Consider the following 21,136-nt stretch of genomic DNA (forward strand, 5'->3'; position numbering starts at 1 on the left):
CCTCGCACAGCAGATAGATCTTGGTCGACTACCTGCCATACCCGAGGTCCCGTCTCCATGCCTCCACAACACGCCGCCCCCACAGGCGATTTGACGGATCGCGTCACACGCTAACTACGCGGCATTGGGGTAGGAGGAGGGACGTGCCGTGACTCTGATCCTTACATGGAATCGAGTCTCCATTCGAACCGGGGCGGTTCAGTGTTAATTGGCACCACCCGCAGGTCGTCGCTTGGGTGAACAACGCGTCGAGCGTCGACGTCCAGGGGCCCGTGACTCCACCACCCGCCCATAGGGCCCCGGAGCCGCCGCTCAGGCCCTCCCTCCCGGTCTACTCCGGCACCGCACTCACGGCGAGTCCAGCGCTCAGAGCCGCCGGGGGCAGCGCGGCTCACGAGCGTCCGAACAGGTTGAACTCTCCCTGATCCATCGCGGAGCCCAGTCCTCTCGGAATGAGCTGGCGCACAGCATGTCGACCACTTCCGCTCAGCAGGCGCACGAAGTAACCGGGTGGGACGATGGCTGTGGTCCCGACCATCGGATGGGGAGGGAGCGGACATGGAGATCAAGCCGCAGGCAGCTGTCATCCCCAAGGACACCGACCACCTCGAACAGGGGAAGTACGGCCCCATTTTTCCCAAGACTCCGGCCTGTTACGGATTCACCATCGTGGCGAGGGTCAAGCCGGGTCGAGCCGATGCCATGCGGGAATACGGCCACGCACTGGCCAAAGCGCTGGAGCAAGATCCCCATCTTCTCGCTCCGCTGAAGCTGCACTACCTGCGATGGGTGCTCTTCGACGACGACACGCGTTTCATGTATCAGGGGATCTTCGACACCGACTTCGACAAATACACCGAGGATGCGATCGCGCTTTTTACGAAGGCCGGCGTAAACACGGCCTTCGAGAACCTCGAAGGATTTCCTGAGGATTGGCGGGCCAATCCTGAGGCCTTCGTCAGGTTCGTGCGGGAGCACCACTGTCCGAGCTTCATCGAGTACGGAGAGTATCCGTACGTGACGGCGGACGAGATCAAGAAGGCTCTGCAGGTCAAGAGCGCTCTGTCCGAGGTGCTCGACCAGATGCAGTGAGGGTGGGGCTCGGTGCTGCAATAGGAGCGGGCCATCGCAGCGCCGGAGCACCGCCACGATCGGAGACGATCGAAATGAGCGAGGTCAAGACCGCGCGCACCTACAACCAGCGGCACATTCCACGCGAGTACACACCCGGTGGGCGACGGGTGAGTATCTACGTTTCGTGGAGCTATCCGGCCGAGGCAGGCCGATTCGCGACGGAGCTGGACAACCGCTTCTCAACGATGACCGAGGTCAGGCGAGTAGCGTGGCCGGCTTACGAGGACCCCCAGTGGTCTGACCCCTATCAGTTCCAGCAAGGCATCGCCGGGTCATTGGAGCTGTTCTTCTGGGCCTGGGTGCCGTTCCAGGATTTCGTCCAGGACGCCACGGGACATCCCGTGCCGGTGTACCAGCGCATCGACCAGGCCGGCTTCCACACCCCCCTGGACGAGCGTGTACTGGCGGACACGGACGTCCTGTTCGTGTTCGGGCTGGACCACATGATCACCGAGCAGGAGGCGCAGCCAGGGGAGATCGAGGCTCTGCGGCACTTCCTGTCCCGTGAAGACGTCCGCCTGGTCCTCGGTCCCCACCACGACGTCGGAGCCTCGGACGACCTGTCGGAGCGGGACATGGAGTATCGCCACCACGGCGATCCCCTGGTGCCCCGCCAGCAGCGGTTCGCCACCTACGTCAGGGACCTGATGAAAGGCCTTGGCATACCGGTCATGAACCGCTACGGCCTGCGCCCTGCCACTAGTGAGGGCAACCAGATCGCTCCCCTGTCCACCGTTAAGGATCTGGACACCAATGGCTGGCTGGACGGGGTGACGAACTTCAACTTCCACATGCATCTGCCGCACTACGAGGTGACGACCGACGACCCGGACTCCATCCACGTCCTGGCCAGGCAGCCGATCGACACGTCCAGGCCGCATCCGTTCACCGAGGCGGGCAACACCGAGTTCAACATGTTCCTGTGGATGCCCCCGAGCGGTGACCGGGCCGGCGACGTACTGCTGGCGGACTCAACGATCTTCAGCTCCTTGTTCGGCGGTGATGACAGCCTGCGCAGTTTCTGGCGCAACCTCGTCTCGAAGTAGGACCGCAGGGAGGCGCACCGTGAGCGGGTCCACGGCAGTCAAACTGGAGCTCGACGATATTCAGCGCGGGGTCCTCAGCCCCCGGCCGACCCCCTACGCCGCGACGTATCTCCTCTTCCGTATCGACGACCGGGCCCACGGACGGGAACTGATGCGCAGGGCGAGCGCAGCGGTGACCTCTGCCGCCGACTCCGTCAGCCCGCTCGGCTCGACGTGGATCAGCGTGGCTGTCTCCTGTGCCGGCCTGGCGGCCCTCGGCGTGCCCCGCTCGTCGCTGGACACCTTCGCGTGGGAGTTCCGGCAAGGCATGGCGGCCCGTGCCAAAGCGCTCGGCGATGTCGGCGTAAGCAGCCCGGAGAACTGGGAGGCGCCGCTCGGCAGCTCCGACGTTCACGTGGTGATCACAGCAGTCGCCCCCGACCCTCTGCTCCTGGAAGCGGCCGTCGACCGGGCCCGCCCGGCCTACGACCGCCTTCCTGGTGTGACGGCCGTCTGGCGACAGGACTGCTACGCCCTGCCCACCGAAAGGGAGCATTTCGGCTACCGGGACGGCGTCAGCCACCCGGCCGTCGAAGGAAGCGGCATCCCTGGGTCGAACGAGCTGGAAGTTCCCCTCAGAGCAGGCGAGTTCGTTCTCGGCTATCCGGACGAACTCGGGGGCGTCCAGACCCCCAAGCCGGACGTCCTGGGCCGTAACGGCAGCTACGCGGTCTTCCGCAAGCTGCATCAGCAGGTCTCCGACTTCCGGCGCTACCTGAAGGACAACTCCACCGGGCCCGCCGACGAGGAACTGATCGCTGCCAAGATCATGGGTCGCTGGCGCAGCGGGGCCCCCTTGGCGCTCGCGCCGCAGCGTGACGACCCCGAACTCGGTGCCGACCCGCACCGCCGTAACACCTTCCTGTACGAGCGGAACGATCCGACGGGATTCGACACGCCCCGCGGCTGCCATATCCGACGGGCCAACCCGCGGGACGCCTCGGTGGCCGGAGAGGTACGGCTGCACCGCATGATCAGGCGCGGCGCCGTCTACGGACCGCCTCTGCCCGACGGAGCCCTGGAGGACGACGGAGTAGACCGTGGCCTGATGTTTGCTTTCATCGGCGCACACCTGGGACGCCAGTTTGAGTTCGTGCAGTCGGAATGGATCAACGACGGCGTCTTCTTCGGAGGAAACGACGCCAAAGACCCCGTCGCCGGGTCCGCAGACGGCTCTACCGGCTACACCATCCCCCGACGGCCGGTGAGACGCCGCCTGGCCGCCCTGCCCCGGTTCGTCGTCACCCGGGGCGGCGAGTACTGCTTCCTGCCGAGTGTGAGCGCCCTGCGCTGGCTCGGCGATCTTCGCGACTGACAAGGCGGCGACGGAGCGCCGTGGTGCCCTGCAAAGGTGCTCCGGAGCCCGAGGGGACGCTCGATGGAGACCCTGCATCTGGTGCTCAATGCCGTCACCGTGATCTTCATAGCTGCCACGATGTTCGCCGCCGGCCTGGGCACCACCGTCCCCGCATTGCGCGGCGTCTTCACCAACGTTCCGCTGCTGTTGTTGGCGTTGATGGCAAACATAGTGATCATTCCGTTGCTCGGCTGGGGCCTGGGCACACTGCTCGGCCTCCCCTCAGCCGCGTTCATCGCACTGATCCTGGTTGCGTCGTCCCCAGGCGGTCCCTTCGGGGCGAAACTGGCCATGGTGCAGAAGGGCGATGTGGTTGGAGGCGCGGCGATGCAAGTCCTCCTTGCCTCAATCGGCAGCATCACCTTCGCACCGACCGTCAACGGCATCCTCACCGTCGCCGATGTCGGCACCAACGTCTCTCTCGACGTGGGAGCACTGGTCCGCACCGTCGCCCTTCTTCAACTGGTGCCGTTCGCCATCGGACTGCTCCTGCGCCGCTACGCCACGGCTACCGCCCAGGCATGGCATCCCACGGCAGCCAAGGTCTCCGACATCGCCTTCCTGATCGTGCTCGTCGGCATGCTGCTGGGTAACTGGAATGATGTCGTGGCCCTCCTCGGTTCACTCACTCTCCTCGCAGGATTCCTTTTCGCCGCTGCCGCCTTCGCCGTCGGAACGCTATTGGCGACGGGACCGGCAGAGCGCCGAACCACCATGGGAGGCGTTGCCTCCGTCCGCAACGCCGGGCCCGCCCTCGCTGCAATCGGCATCGCCTTCAGCGACCAACCCGCCGTCCTGGGCGCGCTCGCCGGAATCCTGCTCAGTGGGTTGGCAGCGGCCCTGCCGATCGCCGCCATTCTCAGCGGTCGGCGAAGCGCCCCCACACCGCTCGCCGAATCGAGCGAGAAGGTCAACCCTCCGGTCGTCACTCCGGACTCATCCAGATAGGTGGCCAGGGCAGTACAGCAGACGCGCACGCGTAAGGACGAAGGCCAGCGAACCTGCCGGACGCTGTGGAGGTGTGTCGATCGGCATGTCTGGTGGCGCTGGGCAGACCGGCCCGAAGAACCACTGGAGGTCTGCCCGGTTCCGGAGCTGTTCCACTGACATCCAATGCTGACATCAACGACCACGGACGACGGCGGCAATCGGCAGTCCCGTGTGGCACCGCTGCACGAGGTGGGCCTCAACCACGCGGAGGGCGAGATCGAACTCCTGATGCGGAAGTAAGCGGCCTCCTGGCACGCATGGCCTTCCACCAGGCGTGGCTGCAGATCGAGGCGTCGTCGGTGGCAGGGCCGTACGCCACGCTCGTGGCGACAGCGCGAGCGGAAGCCGACGCCCAAATGAGCCTCGCCTGGCAGCAGCCACCCATCACGACCGACAGCGGCATGAACCTCGGCGCTGCTTACCCCCGAGATCGATCAAACGAAGCCCGGGCCACTTGCATTGAAGTGATGCGGCGCCATCTGTGACAGGGCCTCACCTGCTGCGCGGGAAAAGATCTTGATGAACGCGGGATCGCACCCTGAGAGGAGCGTCCATATTCCCTGACCAGCTCATTCCGTCGGTTCCCCACCAGACCGATGAACGGGTCTCTGCAGTGACGGAAGTCACGGCAGGGGCCCGTTTCTCGTTGTGCCGCGCGGTGTGAGGCGATGCACAGCCCGGGGACGTATGCGGTGGGCGCCGCCCGTGAGCTATCTCACGGGCGGGGCATGTCCACAGGTGAGGAGTTGTCCACAGGGTCTGACGGGATTCGGCGGCCGGTTGTACGGTCGGCACGAGTTGATGTTCGTGCGAGTCGCGGGGGAGGCGGTCGTGGTGACCGAGGTCGGGGCGCAGGAGGCGGGTTCCGGGACGGTGCGGATTCCGCGGGTGTGGGGCTTTGCCGAGTGGCCGCTCGAGAGGGTTTCGGTCTCCGGACCGGCCAAGGTGTCGCCCAAGGAGGAGGGCAAGGCCCTGCGGGAGCGGGTCCCGCGGAGTGCGCACGCCTCCCTCGACGTCGACGGCTCCCGGCCCGACGCGGTGACCGCGGTCGAGGAGTCGAGCCGTGGCCGCATCCCCGAGCTCACGCCGATACGGATCGGCAGGATGGCGGCCACCCCCTTCGCCTTCCTGCGCGGCTCGGCGGGCCTCATGGCGTACGACCTGGCCCGCACCCCCATGACCAGGATCCGCGCCCAGATCTGCGGCGACGCGCACGCGGCGAACTTCGGCCTGTACGGCGACGCCCGCGGCGGCCTGGTCATCGACCTGAACGACTTCGACGAGACGGTCGACGGCCCCTGGGAGTGGGACCTCAAGCGGCTGGCCGCCTCCCTGGTGCTGGCGGGCCGGGAGGCCGGCGCGGACGAGGACACGTGCCGGACGGCGGCGCACGACACGGTGGGCGCGTACCGCCGCACCATGCGGCTGCTCGCCAGGCTCCCGGCGCTGGACGCGTGGAACGCCATCGCGGACGAGGAGCTCGTCTCCCACACCGACGCCCATGACCTGCTCGGCACCCTGGAGCGGGTCAGCGAGAAGGCGCGGGCCAACACCAGCGGACGCTTCGCCGCCAGATCGACGGAGCCGACCGAGGACGGCGGCCGCCGCTTCGTCGACGCCCCGCCGGTGCTGCGTCGCGTCCCGGACGCGGAGGCGGCGGCCGTGGCGGCCTCTCTGGAGCAGTACCTGACGACCCTCTCCGAGGACCGCCTCCCGCTGCTGGCCCGCCATGCGGTGCACGACGTGGCGTTCCGCGTCGTCGGCACGGGCAGTGTGGGCATGCGGTCGTACGTCGTGCTGCTGCTGGACCACCGGGGCGAGGCGCTGATACTCCAGGTGAAGGAGGCCCGCGCTTCGGCTCTGCTGCCCCATCTGCTGACCGCCGGCTTCGACGCCCCGCCCGTCGACCACGAGGGCCGCCGGGTCGTCCTCGGCCAGAAGCGCATGCAGGTCGTCAGCGACATCCTGCTCGGCTGGACGACCGTCGACGGCCGCCCGTTCCAGGTCCGCCAGTTCCGCAACCGCAAGGGCAGCGTCGACCCCGCCGCCCTCTCCACCGACCAGCTCGACGACTACGCCCGCATGACGGGCGCGCTTCTCGCCCGCGCCCACTCCCACAGTGCCGACCCCCGCCTGGTCGCCGGCTACTGCGGCAAGAACGAGGAGCTCGACGAGGCGATGGCCACGTTCGCCGTCGCCTACGCCGACCGTACGGAGGCGGACCATGCGGCGCTGGTGTCGGCGGTGCGGGCCGGGCGGGTCGCGGCTGAGCTGGGCGTATGAGGGTGAGCCTCCGGGGCCGGTCCGCCCGTGGCCTACGCTGGTCGGGTGACGACCCCGGATGCTGAGCAGGGTGGTGTCGCCGGTGATGCGCAGGCGACGCCCGAGGACGGCGCGCCCCGGCCCGAGGAGCGGCTGGAGCGGGCGGTGCGGGCGGCCGAGCAGGCGCTGATCGAGTACGAGATCGCGGTCGAGACCTTCCGGGTCGAGATCGAGAACTTCTCCCGGCTGCATCACCAGAAGCTCGGCCCGATGTACGCCCGCCTCGAGGAGCTGGACGCGCAGATCGCCGAGGCCAGGGCCGCACAGAGCGGTGACCCTGAGGACCTGCGCCGTGCGCAGGAGCTGCGGGCCCGGGTGCTGCCGATGCCTTCCGTGGAGGAGCTGTTCCACGGCTGGATGGACAGTGACGGCCTGTTCCCGGAGGCCGTGGCGATGCTCACGGACCGACCCGTGCAGCCCCCGCAGCGGGTGCGGCCCAGCGAGGAGGCCCGCAAGCTCTACCGCGAGCTGGCCCGCAAGGCCCACCCCGACCTGGCGCAGGAGGAGGGTGAGCGCAAGCGGCGTGAGGAATTCATCACCCGCGTCAACACCGCCTACGCCCGTGGCGACGTGGCGCTGCTGCGGGAGCTGTCCGAGGAGTGGGCCGCCGGGCCGGTGCCCGAGGAGCGGCGTCCGAGTCGTAGCGAGGAGTTGTACGCCCGCCTGGAGTGGCTGGTCCAGCGCAAGGAACTGCTCACCGTCGTCGCCCGGGAACTGGAGGAGGGCGCCATCGGTTCCATGCTCCGGCTGGCGCCGGACGACCCGGACCGTCTCCTCGAGGAGATCGCCGAGCAACTGCTGGCGGACGTCGCGGCACGCGAGGCGGAGCTGGCGGCGCTGACCGGGCAGGCTTGAGCGGTGCATACCGGGCGGGCCTGAGCTGTGCCTGCCCGGTGGGCGTGAGCGGCGCTTGCCCGGCGGGCGTGAGGCGTCCGACCTGTCGGGCCTGAGCGGTGTCGACCTGTCGGGCCTGAACGCTTGGCGTTGCGTCGGGTAGCGTCGGGAGCATGAATTTCGGAGCCGGTGTTCCCACGGTCGAGGTCACGGACCTCAAGGACGACGACTTCCTGCTGGATGTCCGCGAGGACGACGAGTGGCAGGCGGGTCACGCCGAAGGGGCGCTGCACATTCCCATCAGCGAGTTCGTGGCGCGTTACGGCGAGCTGACCGAGGCCGCCCCGCAGGACGGCCGGGTGCATGTGATCTGCCGCTCCGGCGGGCGTTCGGCCCAGGTCACGATGTACCTCGTCCAGCAGGGCATCGATGCCGTGAACGTCGACGGCGGTATGCAGGTGTGGGCGGCCACCGGCCGTTCCGTGGTGACCGACGCGGGTGAACCGGGACACGTCCTCTAGCAGCCCCCGGGTCCCGGGGGCCGTCAGGCCGGCGGATGGGCTGCCAGCAGGTCGCCCAGCGCCTCCTCGTGCGCCGCGGCCGGGCCGAGCGACAGCTCCAGGTGCTTGGCCCAGGCGTGGTACCGGTGCAACGGGTAGTCGACGTCGGCGCCGAACCCCCCGTGCAGGTGCTGCGCCGTCTGCACGACCCGGCGTACGCCGTCCGCTGCCCAGATCTTGGCGACCGCGACGTCCCCGGAGGCGGGCAGCGCACCCTGGGCACCCGAGGCGATGCGCCACGCGGCCTGCCACAGGGTGGCCTCCATGGCGCGCAGGTCGATGTACCGGTCGGCGGCCTGCACGGCGACGGCCTGGAAGGTGGCGATCGGGTACCCGAACTGCTCCCGCTTGCTCGCGTACTCGCTGGTCATCCTCAGCACCCGCTCCCCGAGCCCGAGCGCCAGCGCGCACGTCCCGGTGGCCAGCAGCTCACGCAGCCACTCCCAGGCGCCGTCGGCCGTGATGACGTACCGGCCCGGAATCCGCACGGACTCCAGCCGCAGCTCGCCGAGCCGCTCGCCGGTGGTGGAGACCTGCTCGGCGAGAACCGCCCCTTCGTGACCGCGGGGCACCACGGCGAGGATGCTGCGGTCGGCACCCGTGTGCGCCGGTACGAGCGTGAAGTCGGCGTCGTACGCCCAGGGCACCGCCGTCTGCACCCCGTCGAGGATCCAGTCGGCCCCGTCCGGCCCGTCCTGCCGTGCGCTGACGGCACGTTCGGCGGGATCGTGGCCCCCGGTACGGCCCTCGGCGGCGACGGTCAGCACGATCTCACCGCGCCCCGCCCTGGCGAGCACGGCCGACTTCAACTCCTCGCCGCCGTAGGCCTGTACGGCCGCCAGGGCCGCGCTGCTCTCCAACATCGGCACCCGCGCCAGCACCTTCGCCGACTCGCGCAGCACCAGGCACAACGCGATGGCGTCGAGGCCCGCCCCGCCGTACTCCGGGTCGAGGAGCAGGCCCAGCAGGTCGGCGTCGGCGAGCCTGGCCCACAGCAACCGGTCGAAGTCGTCGGCCACGGTGCCGGTGGTGAGCGCCGGGCTCGGCACGGCGTCCGGCGCGACGTCGGCGAAGACGCCCCGCGCCGCCTCGGCTGCCGCCTGCTGCTCCTCGGTGAAGGTGAAGTCCACGGTCCCTGTCCTCCCGGGCGGCTCCGCTGATCTGACGGAGCGTCAAGATAGAACAGGTTCTAGAAGAAGGGAATGACCGGGGACACCGGTGCCGCTCACCGTGCGCCCGGCGCTCTCAACGGTCGAAATCCAGCTCCACCCGCTCCGTCACCGGGTGCGACTGGCAGGCCAGCACATACCCGGCTTCCGTCTCCTCCCTCTCCAGCGCGAAGTTGCGGTCCATGCGCACCTCGCCGGAGACCAGGAACGCCCGGCAGGTGCCGCACACCCCGCCCTTGCAGGCGTAGGGAGCGTCGGGCCGGTTGCGCAGCACCGCCTCCAGAAGCGACTCGCCGTCCTGCACGGGCCAGGTCCCGCCGCGGCCGTCGAGCCGAGCGGTCACCGTGCTGTGCGCAGGCGCCGGGACACTCGGCGTGGCGGGCGCTCCGGCGTCCACGTGGAAGATCTCCTCGTGGATCCTGCTGCGCGGTACGTCCAGCCCGCGCAGTGCCCGCTCGGCCTCCTGCACCAGGCCGAACGGCCCGCACAGGAACCACCCGGCGACCTCCGTCACCGGCAGCAGCGCCGGAAGCAGACCCGTCAGCCGCTCCCGGTCGAGCCGCCCGGAGGGCAGTCCGGCCTGCTGTTCCTCCCGTGAGAGCACCGTCACCAGCTGGAGGCGTTCCGGGTAGCGGTCCTTGAGGTCGGCGACCTCCTCCAGGAACATCGTCGAGGCGGATGTCCGGTCGCTGCGTATGAGGCAGAAGCGGGCCTGCGGCTCGCGTGCCAGCAGCGTCGAGACGATCGACAGCACCGGTGTGATCCCGCTGCCGCCGACGATCGCGGTGTACAGACCGGGCGCGGGGTCGAGGATGAAGCGTCCCGCCGGTGTCATCACCTCCAGCTCGTCACCGACGTTGATCTCCTTCAGCGCGTACGTCGAGAAGGCCCCGCCCTCGACCAGCCGCACCCCCACCCGCAGGGTGCGCGGCCCCTCGCCGTTGTCCGGGGCCGGGGAGCAGATCGAGTACGTTCGCCGGATCTCGACCCCGTCGACCACGCGCCGCAGGGCGAGGTGCTGCCCGGCCGCGTGCCGGTACTCCGCGCGCAGTTCCTCGGGGACCGCGAGTGTGACGGCGACGGAGTCGTCGGTGAGCCGGTCGACCGCGGTGACCGGGAGTGTGTGGAAGCGGGCCATCACAACTCCTTGAAGTGGTCGAACGGTTCACGGCAGGCCAGACAGCGCCGCAGCGCCTTGCACGCGGTGGAGGAGAAACGGCTGAGCAGCTCGGTGTCGGCGGATCCGCAGTGCGGGCAGCGGACGGGATCCGTCTCCTCGGTGAGCGTGCGCGTCGGCCCCAATTCCAGTACCACCGGCCCGGAGTCCCGCCGCACGCGCGGCGGCGCGATCCCGAACTCCCCGAGTTTGCGACGCCCTTCGGGTGTGATGTCGTCCGTGGACCAGGCCGGTGTGAGCACCGTGCGGACGGTCACGTCCCGTATGCCGTGCTCGTGCAGCGCCCGTTCTATGTCCGCGCTCATCGCCTCGAGGGCGGGGCAGCCGGTGTATGTCGGGGTCAGCTCGACCTCGACCGTGTCTGCGTCGCGCAGGTGCACCGCGCGCAGTACGCCCAGTTCCTGCAGGGTGAGCACGGGCAGCTCGGGGTCGGGCACCGAGCCCGCCACCCGCAGCAGCTCCGCCTCCAGAGTCGTCGTACCGGTCACCATGTCGCCCCCGGGTGGCTGCGATGCAGATGCTGCATCTCGGCGAGCATGCGCCCGAACGGCTCGGTGTGCAGGCCCTGCCGGCCGGCGCCCGCCGTCCAGGCCCCGGACTGCGGTCCCTCGGGGAGCGTGAGGGTCGCGTGGCGCAGGACGTCTCCGACCGACTCCAGCCAGTCCGCCCGCAACTTCTCCCTCTCGACGTCCAGGCCCTCCACCGGCTGGAACATCTCACCGGTGAACCGCCACAGCGCCGCGCACGCCCGCTGCATCCGCTCATGGCTCACCTCAGTGCCGTCGCCGAGGCGCACGGTCCACTGCTCGGCGTGGTCGCGGTGGTAGGCGACCTCTTTGACGGCCTTCGCGGCTAGGGGGGCGAAGGGGCCGTCTGCGGCGGCCAGCCGGGCGTACAGCAGGTGCTGGTAGGTGGAGAAGAACAGCTGGCGGGCGATGGTGTGGGCGAAGTCGCCGTTCGGCTGTTCCACCAGCTGGAGGTTGCGGAAGGCGCGCTCCTCGCGCAGGTACGCCAGCTCGTCCTCGTCGCCGGCCAGTGAGAGCAGCACACGGGCCTGGCCGAGCAGGTCCAGCGCGATGTTGGCGAGGGCGACCTCCTCCTCCAGCACGGGGGCGCGGCCGGCCCACTCGCCCAGGCGGTGGGAGAGCACCAGGGCGTCGTCGCCCAGGGCGAGGGCGGCGGTGGTGGGGGCGGTGGTCGTCACAGGTGCTTCACCCCCTCCGGGATCTCGTAGAACGTCGGGTGCCGGTAGGGCTTGTCTGCCGACGGTTCGAAGAAGGGGTCCTTCTCGTCGGGCGAGGACGCCGTGATGGCGGACGAGGGGACGACCCAGATCGAGACGCCCTCGCCGCGCCGGGTGTACAGATCGCGCGCGTTGCGCAGGGCGAGCTCCGCGTCCGGGGCGTGCAGGCTGCCGGCGTGGGTGTGGGACAGGCCGCGGCGTGAGCGCACGAAGACCTCCCACAGCGGCCAGTCGGTGTTCGTCATGCTCGCGTCGCTCCCGTCGTCTCCGTGGTACGCGGGCCTCGGGCGGCGTGCTTGGCCGCGTGTGCCGTGGCCGCCTCCCGGACCCAGGCGCCCTCCTCGTGCGCCTGCCTGCGCTGCGTCATCCGCTGCTCGTTGCACGGGCCGTTGCCCTTGAGTACCTCCCAGAACTCCGTCCAGTCGATCGGGCCGAAGTCGTAGTGCCCGCGCTCCTCGTTCCACCTCAGGTCCGGGTCCGGGAGGGTGAGGCCCAGGGACTCGGCCTGCGGGACGCAGATGTCGACGAAGCGCTGGCGCAGCTCGTCGTTGGAGTGACGCTTGATCTTCCAGGCCATCGACTGGGCCGAGTGCTGGGACTCGTCGTCGGGCGGGCCGAACATCATCAGCGACGGCCACCACCAGCGGTCCACCGCGTCCTGCGCCATCGCGTGCTGCTCGGGGGTGCCGCGGCTGAGGGCGAGCAGCAGCTCGTAGCCCTGGCGCTGGTGGAAGGACTCCTCCTTGCAGATGCGGACCATCGCGCGGGCGTACGGGCCGTAGGAGCAGCGGCACAGCGGTACCTGGTTGGTGATCGCGGCGCCGTCCACGAGCCAGCCGATCGCGCCGACGTCCGCCCAGGTCAGCGTGGGGTAGTTGAAGATCGAGGAGTACTTCTGGCGGCCGCTGTGCAGCTTGTCCAGCAATTCCTCGCGGCTGGTGCCGAGTGTTTCGGCCGCGCTGTACAGGTACAGCCCGTGGCCTGCCTCGTCCTGGACCTTGGCCATCAGGATGGCCTTGCGGCGCAGCGAGGGCGCGCGCGTGATCCAGTTCGCCTCCGGCTGCATGCCGATGATCTCGGAGTGGGCGTGCTGGGCGATCTGCCGGACCAGCGTCGCGCGGTACGCGTCGGGCATCCAGTCGCGCGGCTCGATGCGCTCGTCGGCGGCCACGGCGGCGTTGAAGGCGCGCTCGTACGCATCGGTGGCGCCGTCGTCGGTGCCGTATGCCGCTGTGCGGTCCGTCTCGTGCGCGGCTGCTGTCGCCATGAGGCCCCCTCGACCTTGGGCTCTGTCCGGAGCTACTCCCGACCGATCGTTCGGTTCGTGCGATTCCATGGTCGGTCGAGCGCCGTAAGGTGTCAACCGCTGTGGATAACCTGCGGGCGGGCCGAGGGAACGGGCTGTGCCGGGCGGGTCGGCCTGAGTACCGTTCGCGTGCAAGGGGGCTGCCGGGCGGCGGAGACGGACAGGGATCGGGGCGGAATGGACGCGCATCGCGCGAAGGACGCGTACGGCGGAGCTGCAAGCGTTCCGCACGGGCCGGGCGAGCAGAGCGGACCCGATGGGATGAGCACGCAGCAGGAGCCCCACACCGGCGTCGCCGCCCTGTCGTCCCGCTACCAGATCGGCGTCGCGCTCGCCCTCGCGGTCGTCGCGGTCGCCGTATGTGTCCACATCGGGATGGTCTTCCTGCACGTCGCGCCGTCGAACACGGTCACCAAGAAGCACGGCGAGGCGATCGACGAGTGGATCTACCCGGAGTTCGAGCAGAACTGGAAGCTGTTCGCCCCGAACCCGCTCCAGCAGAACATCGCCGTGCAGGTCCGCGCCGAGATCCACACGGCGGGCGGTGAGATACGCACCACCGGCTGGTACGACCTGTCCGCGCAGGACGGCCGGGCCATCGACGGCAACCTGCTGCCCAGCCACACCGAGCAGAACGAGCTGCGCCGCGCCTGGGACTTCTACGTCGCCACGCACGACGGCGACAACCGCCCCTCCGGCCTGCGCGGCGCGCTGAGCGAGACCTATCTGCGCCGCATCGTGGTGCTGCGCCTGGACCGTGCGGACGCGGCCGGGCCCGGTGATGTCGTCGACCGGGTGCAGGTCCGCTCGCAGACCACCAACGTCCGCCCGCCCGACTGGAGCGAGGAACAGATATCCCTCAAGCCGACGTACCGGGTGCTGCCCTGGTGGTCGGTGCCGCAGAACGAGGCCGAGGGAGGTGTCCGGTGAGCCGTCTCGCCCTCGCCGTCTCCCGCGGGATCGCCCGCGTCACCGAGTCCGCCCTCGGCCCGTACCAGACCGCGGTGATCCGGATCGGATTCGCCGCGACCTGGCTGCTGTTCCTGTTGCGCGAGTTTCCCCACCGACAGGAGCTGTACGGCCCCGACGGCCCGTGGGGCTGGGACCTCGCCGAGCAGTTGATCGGGGCCAACGGCGCGTTCACCGCCCTGATGTGGTCCGACGGGCAGTTCTGGTTCGAGGCCGTCTACGTGCTCGCCGCTGCGTCGAGCCTGCTGCTGATCGTGGGCTGGCGCACCCGCACCATGTCCGTGCTCTTCATGGTCGGCGTGCTCTCGCTGCAGAACCGCAGCGTCTTCATGGGGGACGGCGGCGACAACGTCCTGCACCTGATGTGCATCTACCTGGTGTTCACGCGGTGCGGCCAGGTGTGGTCGCTGGACGCGCGGCGTGCCCGGCTCGCGCGGGCGGCACGCGCGCGTGGCGAGCGGGTCACCGACCGGACCGGCCCGGTGCTGTGGGGCGTGCTCGGTCTGGCGCTGTTCGCGGTGACCGCGGTGGGGCGGCTGGACGGCGACTGGTTCGTACCGGCGCTGCTGTGGGCCGTGTGGGGGGCGCAGGCCCTGTGGTGGATCGTCGGGCGCCTTGCGCGGACGGGTCAGCCCCGGATCATGCTCGACGTGATCGGCAACATCCTGCACAACGGTGCCCTGTTGGTGATCATGGCCGAGGCCTGTCTGATCTACGCCACGGCCGGCTGGTACAAGATCCAGGGCTCGCGCTGGCAGGACGGCACCGCGGTCTACTATCCCCTCCACCTCGACTACTTCTCGCCCTGGCCCGCGCTCGCCGACCTGCTGTCGGCCAGCGGCACCTTGGTCATGCTCGTGACGTACGGGACCGTGATCGTGCAGGTCGCCTTCCCGTTCACGCTGTTCCACCGGCGGGTCAAGAACGTCCTCCTGGCCATCATGATCACCGAGCATGCGGTGATCGCCGTGGTCCTCGGGCTGCCGTTCTTCTCGCTGGCGATGATCGCGGCGGACGCGGTCTTCCTGCCGACGCCGTTCCTGCGCCGGCTCGGCGACGGTGCCGCACGCGCGCGTGCCCGCCTGTTCCCGCGCGCCGGCGGAACGGTGCCCGCTCAGCGGGACAGGGACGACGCCCCCGAGCACATCGGGAAACCCGAGCAGACCCACGTAGGCTTCAGGGCATGACGGAGTCCGCGAGCCAAGCCCCGCCCGGCCCGGAAAGCCTCGGTGCCGCCGGTCCCGCACATCGGCAGGCCGTCGACCCCGTCGGCGCCTGGCGACGGCTCGTCGGTAGCTCTGTGCTGCTCGATGGGTTCCACGCGCTCAAGCACGCCGTGCGCTTCGGGGCCGAGGTGCCCCTAGCGGTCACCGTCGACCGGGCGGCCGCGCTCGCACTCGCCGACGAGTTGGCTCCGGACGTACGGGAGACGCTGGACGCGCTGCTCACGCAGGTCACGGAGTCGACGTACACGTCCCTCGTGCCGCGCCCCCATCCCACGGCCGTGGCCGCCCTGGCCGTACGGCCGTCCCGCGAGGCCAACCTGCGGACGCTGGCCCGCACACCCCGCAGCGCGCCCGTCGTCGTACTCGACCAGCCGCGCAACCTGGGCAACGCCGGCGCGGTCATCCGGCTGGCCGCCGGCTTCGGGGCGACCGGCGTGGTCACGACCGGCACGCTCGACCCCTGGCATCCCACGGTGGTACGCGGCGGAGCCGGGCTGCACTTCGCCACCGCGGTGGAGCGGCTGGCCGTCGACGAGCTCCCGCCCGGGCCGGTGTTCGCCCTCGACCCGGAGGGCGAGGACATCCGCGGCCTGAAGCTGCCGGACGACGCGCTGCTCGCCTTCGGCTCGGAGCGCAGCGGCCTGTCCGCGGACCTGCGCGCGCGTGCCGACCATCTGGTGGCGCTGCCGATGCGCCCCCAGGTCTCCAGCTACAACCTCGCGACCAGCGTGGCCATGACGCTGTACCACTGGAGCGCCACCGGGGGCGCACCGATCAAGGCCTAGGCCTCGCGCCGCACCTCCACCATCCGGAACCGGTTTGCCACGAACGCGCCGTCGGTGAGGGCCGCGTTGGCCGCCGGGTTGCCGCCCGAGCCGTGGAAGTCGGAGAACGCGGCCGTCTGGTTGACGTACACCCCGCCGGTGAGGTTCAGGGACAGCTGCGCGGCCTCCTCCAGGCAGGCCTCCTCGACAGCACGCTCGACCTCCTCGTCGGTCGTGTACGCGCCCACCGTCATCGCGCCCTTCTCCCTGATGGTCCGCCGCAGCAGCTCCACTGCGTCGGCCGCGGAGTCGACGGCCACGGCGAAGGAGACGGGCCCGAAGCACTCGCTCATGTACGCGGCCTCGTCGTCCGGCTTGGCGCCGTCCAGCTTCACGATCACGGGCGTACGGACCACCGCGCCCGGGAACTCCGGGTTGACGACCTCCCGCGAAGCGAGAGCGACCTCGCCGAGGCCGGCCGCGGCCTCGAGGCGGGCCTTGACGTCCGGGTTGACGATGGCACCGAGCAGGGCGTTCGCGCGCGTGTCGTCACCGAGGAGCCCGCCGACCGCCTTCGCCAGGTCGGCGACCACCTCATCGAAGGACCGGGGGCCCTGGTCGGTGCGGATGCCGTCCCGGGGGACGAGGAGGTTCTGCGGCGTGGTGCACATCTGGCCGCTGTACAGCGACAGGGAGAACGCCAGGTTGGCGAGCATGCCCTTGTAGTCGTCGGTGGACTCCACGACCACCGTGTTGACACCGGCCTTCTCCGTGAAGACCTGCGCCTGGCGGGCGTTGGCCTCCAGCCAGTCGCCGAACGCCGTCGAACCGGTGTAGTCGATGATCCGGATCTCGGGGCGGGTGGCGAGCGTCCTGGCGATGCCCTCGCCGGGCCGCTCGGCGGCCAGTGCGACCAGGTTCGGGTCGAAGCCCGCTTCGGCGAGCACCTGGCGCGCGACCTGCACGGTCAGCGCCAGCGGCAGCACCGCGCGCGGGTGGGGCTTGACCAGGACGGCATTTCCGGTGGCGAGGGAGGCGAACAGGCCCGGGTAGCCGTTCCACGTCGGGAAGGTGTTGCAGCCGATGACCAGCGCGATCCCGCGCGGCACCGGCGTGAACCGCTTGGTCAGCGCGAGTGGCTCCCGCTTGCCCTGGGGCTTGGTCCACTCCGCGGTGTCGGGCGTGCGGACCTGCTCCACGTACGCGTACGCCACCGCCTCCAGGCCGCGGTCCTGCGCGTGCGGGCCGCCCGCCTGGAACGCCATCATGAAGGCCTGGCCGCTGGTGTGCATCACCGCGTGCGCGAACTCGTGCGTCCGGTCGCTGATCCGCTTGAGGATCTCCAGACACACCATCGCCCGGATCTCCGCGCCCGCGTCGCGCCACGAGCGCTGTCCGGCCTTCATGGCGGGCAGCAGGACGTCGAGGTCCGCGTGCGGGTAGGTGACGCCCAGCTCGATGCCGTACGGCGAGACCTCGCCGCCCGTCCAGTCGTCCGTGCCGGGCTGGCCGAGGTCGAGGCGGGTTCCCCGAAGGGCGTCGAAGGCGGCCTTGCCCGCTGCCGCGTCCAGGCTGCCGTTCTCCCCGTAGGCCTTGGGGTGTTCGGGGTGCGGGGACCAGTACGCGCGCGTGCGGATCGCTTCCAGCGCCTGGTCGAGGGTGGGCCGGTGCTGGGCGATCAGCTCGTGGGCGGTGAGTTCGGCGGCCATGCGGGACCAACTCCTTGTCTCAGAAACTCTTCGTCGAGCTCATGACCTGGGCAGAGACATGGGCAGAAACAGGCAGTCAGAGTTAGAGTAACCGAACGATCGGTCGGGACAAGGGGGTCCGCCGCATCTGTGGAAAACCCCGTGCGGGAGGATCGCGCACATGACAGCACTCGACCTCAGCAGCCCCGTGGCCGTCGTCGGCGCAGGCACCATGGGCCAGGGCATCGCCCAGGTGGCGCTGGTCGCGGGCCACTCCGTACGGCTGTACGACGCCGTCCCCGGGCGGGCCCGGGAAGCGGCCGACGCGATCGCCGCCCGGCTCGACCGGCTCGTCGAGAAGGACCGGCTCACCGGCGCCGACCGGGACGCCGCGCGTGCCCGGCTGCTGCCCGCCGGGAGCCTCGCCGAGCTCGCCGACTGCGCGCTGGTCGTCGAGGCCGTTCTGGAGCGGCTGGACGTGAAGCAGGAGCTGCTGCGCGCGCTGGAGGACGTCGTCGCCGAGGACTGTCTGCTCGCCACCAACACCTCGTCGCTGTCGGTGACCGCCATCGGCGGCGCCCTGCGCTCCCCGGGCCGCTTCGTGGGCCTGCACTTCTTCAACCCCGCCCCGCTGTTGCCGCTCGTCGAGGTCGTCTCCGGGTTCGCCACCGACGTCACCTCGGCCACGCGCGCGTACGAGACGGCACGCGCCTGGGGCAAGGCCCCGGTCGCCTGCGCCGACACTCCCGGCTTCATCGTCAACCGCATCGCCCGGCCGTTCTACGCGGAGGCCTTCGCGGTGTACGAGGCGCAGGGCGCCGACCCCGCCACCATCGACGCCGTCCTGCGCGAGTCGGGCGGCTTCCGGATGGGCGCCTTCGAGCTGACCGACCTCATCGGGCAGGACGTCAACGAGTCCGTCACGCACTCCGTATGGCAGTCCTTCTTCCAGGACGTGCGCTTCACGCCGTCGCTCGCCCAGCGGCGGCTGGTCGAGTCCGGCCGGCTCGGCCGCAAGAGCGGGCAGGGCTGGTACGACTACCGCGAGGGCGCCGAGCAGTCCGAGCCGCACACCGCGGAGCCGGCCCGGCCGCCCGCGTACGTCGTCGCCGAGGGCGATCTGGGCCCGGCCTCCGAGCTGCTCGCGCTGATCCGCGAGGCGGGCATCCCGGTCCGCGAGGAGGAAGAGGACCACGGCACCCGGCTGGTCCTGCCCGGCGGCGGCCAGCTGGCCCTCGCCGACGGCCAGACCTCCGTGGAGTTCCGGGACGTCGTCTACTTCGACCTCGCGCTCGACTACCGCAAGGCCACCCGCATCGCCCTGTCCGCCTCCCAGGACACCGCCCCGCAGACCCTCGCAGAGGCCACCGGCCTGTTCCAGGCGCTCGGCAAGAAGGTCAGCGTCATCGGCGACGTCCCCGGCATGATCGTCGCCCGCACGGTCGCGCGGATCGTCGACCTGGCGCACGACGCCGTCGCCAAGGGCGTGGCCACGGAGGAGGACATCGACACCGCGATGCGCCTGGGCGTCAACTACCCCCTCGGCCCCTTCGAATGGAGCCGCCGCCTCGGACGCAACTGGGCGTACGCCCTCCTCGACGACCTGCACCTGCGCGACCCGTCCGGGCGCTACGCGCCGTCCCTCGCGCTGTACCGCCATGCGTACGCCACAGACAAGCGGGAGGGCAGCACCTCATGACCACCGCCAAGCGCGACACGTACACGCCGGAGACGCTGCTGTCGGTTGCCGTCCGGGTCTTCAACGAGCGCGGCTACGACGGCACCTCCATGGAGCACCTGTCCAAGGCGGCCGGCATCTCCAAGTCGTCGATCTACCACCACGTCACGGGCAAGGAGGAGCTGCTGCGCCGGGCCGTGAGCCGGGCGCTGGACGGGCTCTTCGGGATCCTCGACGAGGAGCACGCGCGCGTGGGGCGGGCCGCCGAGCGCCTCGAGTACGTCGTACGGCGCATGGTCGAGGTGCTCATAGCCGAGCTGCCGTACGTGACGCTGCTGCTGCGCGTGCGCGGCAACACGGACACCGAGCGGTGGGCCCTGGAACGGCGTCGCGACTTCGATCACCGGGTCGCCGAACTGCTGAAGGCGGCCGCCGCGGACGGGGACGTGCGTGGCGACGTGGAGGTGCGGCTCGCCACCCGGCTGGTCTTCGGGATGATCAACTCGATCGTCGAGTGGTACCGGCCCGACGGCCGGGGCATGAGTGAGCGTGAAGTGGCCGACGCGGTGGCGCGGTTGGTGTTCGGCGGGCTCAGGCAGGACTTCTGACGTTCAGCCCTGCGGCTCCAGGTCCTCTTCCTCGAACACCAGCAGGGTGCGCGTGCTGAGCACCTCCGGGATCGCCTGGAGCCGGGTGAGCACCAGCTCGCGCAGCGCCCGGTTGTCGGAGGTGTGCACCAGGAGCAGCACATCGAAATCGCCCCCGACGAGGGCGATGTGAGAGGCGCCGGGCAGCTGTCTGAGCTGCTCGCGCACCGTGCGCCAGGAGTTCTGGACGATCTTCAGGGTGATGTACGCCGATGTCCCCTGGCCGGCCCGTTCATGGTTCACGCGGGCACCGAAGCCGCGAATGACGCCGTCCTCGACGAGGCGGTTGATCCGCGCGTAGGCGTTGGCGCGCGAGACATGGACCCGTTCGGCGACGGACCGCACCGACGCGCGGCCGTCGGCCTGGAGCATCCGGAGGATGTCCTGATCTATGGCGTCGAGCGGGCGCGGCGGCGGCACGGCGGAACCGGCCTCCGGGCCCTCGGCCATTTGTTCAGATGCCATGTCCCCCCGCCTCCCTACCATGGACGTAATGCGTCCATCTCAGGTTGTGGAGAACCGTTTGTCCACAGCCCGCGGGGGCCTGTAGCCAAAATGTGCCGTCGACCGAACAATCGGTAGGTGGGGCGCATCACAGCCGACGCGCCTCTCGTAGCCGCTCCCACGAGGAGGTGCCGTCATGACGGTCATGGAGCAGCGTGGCGCGTATCGGCCGTCGCCGCCGCCCGCCTGGCAGCCCCGTACCGGCCCCGCGCCGCTGCTGCCCGACGCGGCTCCGTACCGCGTCCTCGGCACCGAGGCGGCCGCCAAGGCCGACCCCGAGCTGCTGCGCCGGCTGTACACGCAGCTGGTACGCGGCCGCCGGTACAACGCGCAGGCCACCGCCCTGACCAAGCAGGGCCGCCTCGCCGTCTACCCCTCCAGCACCGGCCAGGAGGCCTGCGAGGTCGCCGCCGCACTGGTTCTGCAGGACCGCGACTGGCTCTTCCCCAGCTACCGCGACACCCTCGCCGCCGTCGTACGCGG

The 21,136-nt window shown here is 70.2% G+C and carries 22 protein-coding genes; 14 read left to right on the plus strand and 8 right to left on the minus strand.

What is annotated here, in order from left to right; all coding sequences use genetic code 11:
* The first annotated feature begins 558 nt into the window (after positions 1 to 558).
* From ACTWQJ_RS21345 to ACTWQJ_RS21380, 8 genes are all read left to right on the plus strand, one after another.
* Positions 559 to 1,092, plus strand: coding sequence for a hypothetical protein (locus tag ACTWQJ_RS21345; RefSeq protein WP_443308213.1), 534 nt, complete (start codon positions 559 to 561; stop codon positions 1,090 to 1,092).
* 74 nt (positions 1,093 to 1,166) lie between these two features.
* Positions 1,167 to 2,180: a hypothetical protein gene (locus tag ACTWQJ_RS21350; protein ID WP_443308214.1), complete on the plus strand. Its 1,014-nt coding sequence runs from the start codon at positions 1,167 to 1,169 to the stop codon at positions 2,178 to 2,180.
* Between the two features lie 19 nt (positions 2,181 to 2,199).
* Complete coding sequence (locus ACTWQJ_RS21355) at positions 2,200 to 3,534, plus strand: Dyp-type peroxidase (protein WP_443308215.1); 1,335 nt, start codon at positions 2,200 to 2,202, stop codon at positions 3,532 to 3,534.
* 63 nt (positions 3,535 to 3,597) lie between these two features.
* Positions 3,598 to 4,524, plus strand: a complete 927-nt coding sequence (locus ACTWQJ_RS21360) for a hypothetical protein (RefSeq protein ID WP_443308216.1) — start codon at positions 3,598 to 3,600, stop codon at positions 4,522 to 4,524.
* 299 nt (positions 4,525 to 4,823) lie between these two features.
* Entirely contained in the window at positions 4,824 to 5,051 is a 228-nt protein-coding gene (locus tag ACTWQJ_RS21365; protein ID WP_443308217.1) for a hypothetical protein, read from the plus strand.
* Positions 5,052 to 5,367: 316 nt separating this feature from the next.
* A complete protein-coding gene (locus tag ACTWQJ_RS21370; protein WP_443308218.1) occupies positions 5,368 to 6,849 on the plus strand; it encodes a DUF2252 domain-containing protein in 1,482 nt (493 codons plus the stop codon).
* A gap of 45 nt (positions 6,850 to 6,894) precedes the next feature.
* Complete coding sequence (locus ACTWQJ_RS21375) at positions 6,895 to 7,743, plus strand: hypothetical protein (RefSeq protein ID WP_443308219.1); 849 nt, start codon at positions 6,895 to 6,897, stop codon at positions 7,741 to 7,743.
* Positions 7,744 to 7,895: 152 nt separating this feature from the next.
* On the plus strand, positions 7,896 to 8,243 hold the full coding sequence (locus tag ACTWQJ_RS21380) for a rhodanese-like domain-containing protein (RefSeq protein ID WP_443308220.1): 348 nt from the start codon (positions 7,896 to 7,898) through the stop codon (positions 8,241 to 8,243).
* A 23-nt stretch (positions 8,244 to 8,266) separates the two neighbouring features.
* Here the strand turns inward: ACTWQJ_RS21380 and ACTWQJ_RS21385 are convergent, their stop codons facing one another.
* From ACTWQJ_RS21385 to paaA, 6 genes are all read right to left on the minus strand, one after another.
* Positions 8,267 to 9,412, minus strand: a complete 1,146-nt coding sequence (locus tag ACTWQJ_RS21385; RefSeq protein ID WP_443308221.1) for an acyl-CoA dehydrogenase family protein — start codon at positions 9,410 to 9,412, stop codon at positions 8,267 to 8,269.
* 115 nt (positions 9,413 to 9,527) lie between these two features.
* Positions 9,528 to 10,589 carry a 2Fe-2S iron-sulfur cluster-binding protein gene (locus tag ACTWQJ_RS21390; RefSeq protein ID WP_443308222.1) on the minus strand — a complete coding sequence of 354 codons (1,062 nt, stop codon included), beginning with the start codon at positions 10,587 to 10,589 and terminating at the stop codon, positions 9,528 to 9,530.
* Positions 10,589 to 11,119 (minus strand): 1,2-phenylacetyl-CoA epoxidase subunit PaaD, encoded by a 531-nt coding sequence (gene paaD / locus ACTWQJ_RS21395; RefSeq protein WP_443308223.1) that lies wholly within the window; start codon positions 11,117 to 11,119, stop codon positions 10,589 to 10,591. The genes ACTWQJ_RS21390 and paaD overlap by 1 nt, the downstream gene beginning before the upstream one ends.
* A complete protein-coding gene (gene paaC, locus ACTWQJ_RS21400) occupies positions 11,113 to 11,832 on the minus strand; it encodes a 1,2-phenylacetyl-CoA epoxidase subunit PaaC (RefSeq protein ID WP_443308224.1) in 720 nt (239 codons plus the stop codon). The genes paaD and paaC overlap by 7 nt, the downstream gene beginning before the upstream one ends.
* Positions 11,829 to 12,116, minus strand: coding sequence for a 1,2-phenylacetyl-CoA epoxidase subunit PaaB (paaB, locus tag ACTWQJ_RS21405; protein WP_020119451.1), 288 nt, complete (start codon positions 12,114 to 12,116; stop codon positions 11,829 to 11,831). Before paaB ends, paaC begins: the two co-directional genes overlap by 4 nt.
* Positions 12,113 to 13,138 (minus strand): 1,2-phenylacetyl-CoA epoxidase subunit PaaA, encoded by a 1,026-nt coding sequence (paaA, locus tag ACTWQJ_RS21410; RefSeq protein WP_443308225.1) that lies wholly within the window; start codon positions 13,136 to 13,138, stop codon positions 12,113 to 12,115. Before paaA ends, paaB begins: the two co-directional genes overlap by 4 nt.
* Before the next feature lie 216 nt (positions 13,139 to 13,354).
* Between paaA and ACTWQJ_RS21415 the strand changes: the two genes are divergently transcribed.
* The 3 genes from ACTWQJ_RS21415 to ACTWQJ_RS21425 are packed head-to-tail and all read left to right on the plus strand — an operon-like array spanning position 13,355 to position 16,157.
* Positions 13,355 to 14,107, plus strand: coding sequence for a DUF5819 family protein (locus ACTWQJ_RS21415; protein WP_443308226.1), 753 nt, complete (start codon positions 13,355 to 13,357; stop codon positions 14,105 to 14,107).
* Complete coding sequence (locus tag ACTWQJ_RS21420) at positions 14,104 to 15,333, plus strand: HTTM domain-containing protein (protein ID WP_443308227.1); 1,230 nt, start codon at positions 14,104 to 14,106, stop codon at positions 15,331 to 15,333. Before ACTWQJ_RS21415 ends, ACTWQJ_RS21420 begins: the two co-directional genes overlap by 4 nt.
* Complete coding sequence (locus ACTWQJ_RS21425) at positions 15,330 to 16,157, plus strand: TrmH family RNA methyltransferase (RefSeq protein WP_443308228.1); 828 nt, start codon at positions 15,330 to 15,332, stop codon at positions 16,155 to 16,157. The genes ACTWQJ_RS21420 and ACTWQJ_RS21425 overlap by 4 nt, the downstream gene beginning before the upstream one ends.
* Here ACTWQJ_RS21425 and paaN read toward each other — a convergent pair.
* Complete coding sequence (gene paaN / locus ACTWQJ_RS21430) at positions 16,154 to 17,845, minus strand: phenylacetic acid degradation protein PaaN (protein WP_443308229.1); 1,692 nt, start codon at positions 17,843 to 17,845, stop codon at positions 16,154 to 16,156. The two genes, ACTWQJ_RS21425 and paaN, sit on opposite strands and share 4 nt — an antisense overlap.
* Before the next feature lie 160 nt (positions 17,846 to 18,005).
* On the opposite strand from paaN, the gene ACTWQJ_RS21435 reads away from it, so the two are divergent.
* Positions 18,006 to 19,523, plus strand: coding sequence for a 3-hydroxyacyl-CoA dehydrogenase (locus tag ACTWQJ_RS21435; protein ID WP_443308230.1), 1,518 nt, complete (start codon positions 18,006 to 18,008; stop codon positions 19,521 to 19,523).
* On the plus strand, positions 19,520 to 20,110 hold the full coding sequence (locus tag ACTWQJ_RS21440; RefSeq protein ID WP_443308231.1) for a TetR/AcrR family transcriptional regulator: 591 nt from the start codon (positions 19,520 to 19,522) through the stop codon (positions 20,108 to 20,110). The genes ACTWQJ_RS21435 and ACTWQJ_RS21440 overlap by 4 nt, the downstream gene beginning before the upstream one ends.
* A 3-nt stretch (positions 20,111 to 20,113) precedes the next feature.
* On the opposite strand, the gene ACTWQJ_RS21445 is transcribed toward ACTWQJ_RS21440, so the two are convergent.
* Positions 20,114 to 20,599, minus strand: coding sequence for an Lrp/AsnC family transcriptional regulator (locus ACTWQJ_RS21445; protein WP_129799121.1), 486 nt, complete (start codon positions 20,597 to 20,599; stop codon positions 20,114 to 20,116).
* Positions 20,600 to 20,789: 190 nt separating this feature from the next.
* Here ACTWQJ_RS21445 and ACTWQJ_RS21450 point away from each other — a divergent pair.
* On the plus strand, positions 20,790 to 21,136 hold a 347-nt coding region (locus ACTWQJ_RS21450), incomplete at its 3' end, for a thiamine pyrophosphate-dependent enzyme (RefSeq protein WP_443308232.1).

Source organism: Streptomyces sp. KR55, from assembly GCF_052245645.1.
GTDB classification, from domain to species: Bacteria; Actinomycetota; Actinomycetes; order Streptomycetales; family Streptomycetaceae; genus Streptomyces; species Streptomyces flavusporus.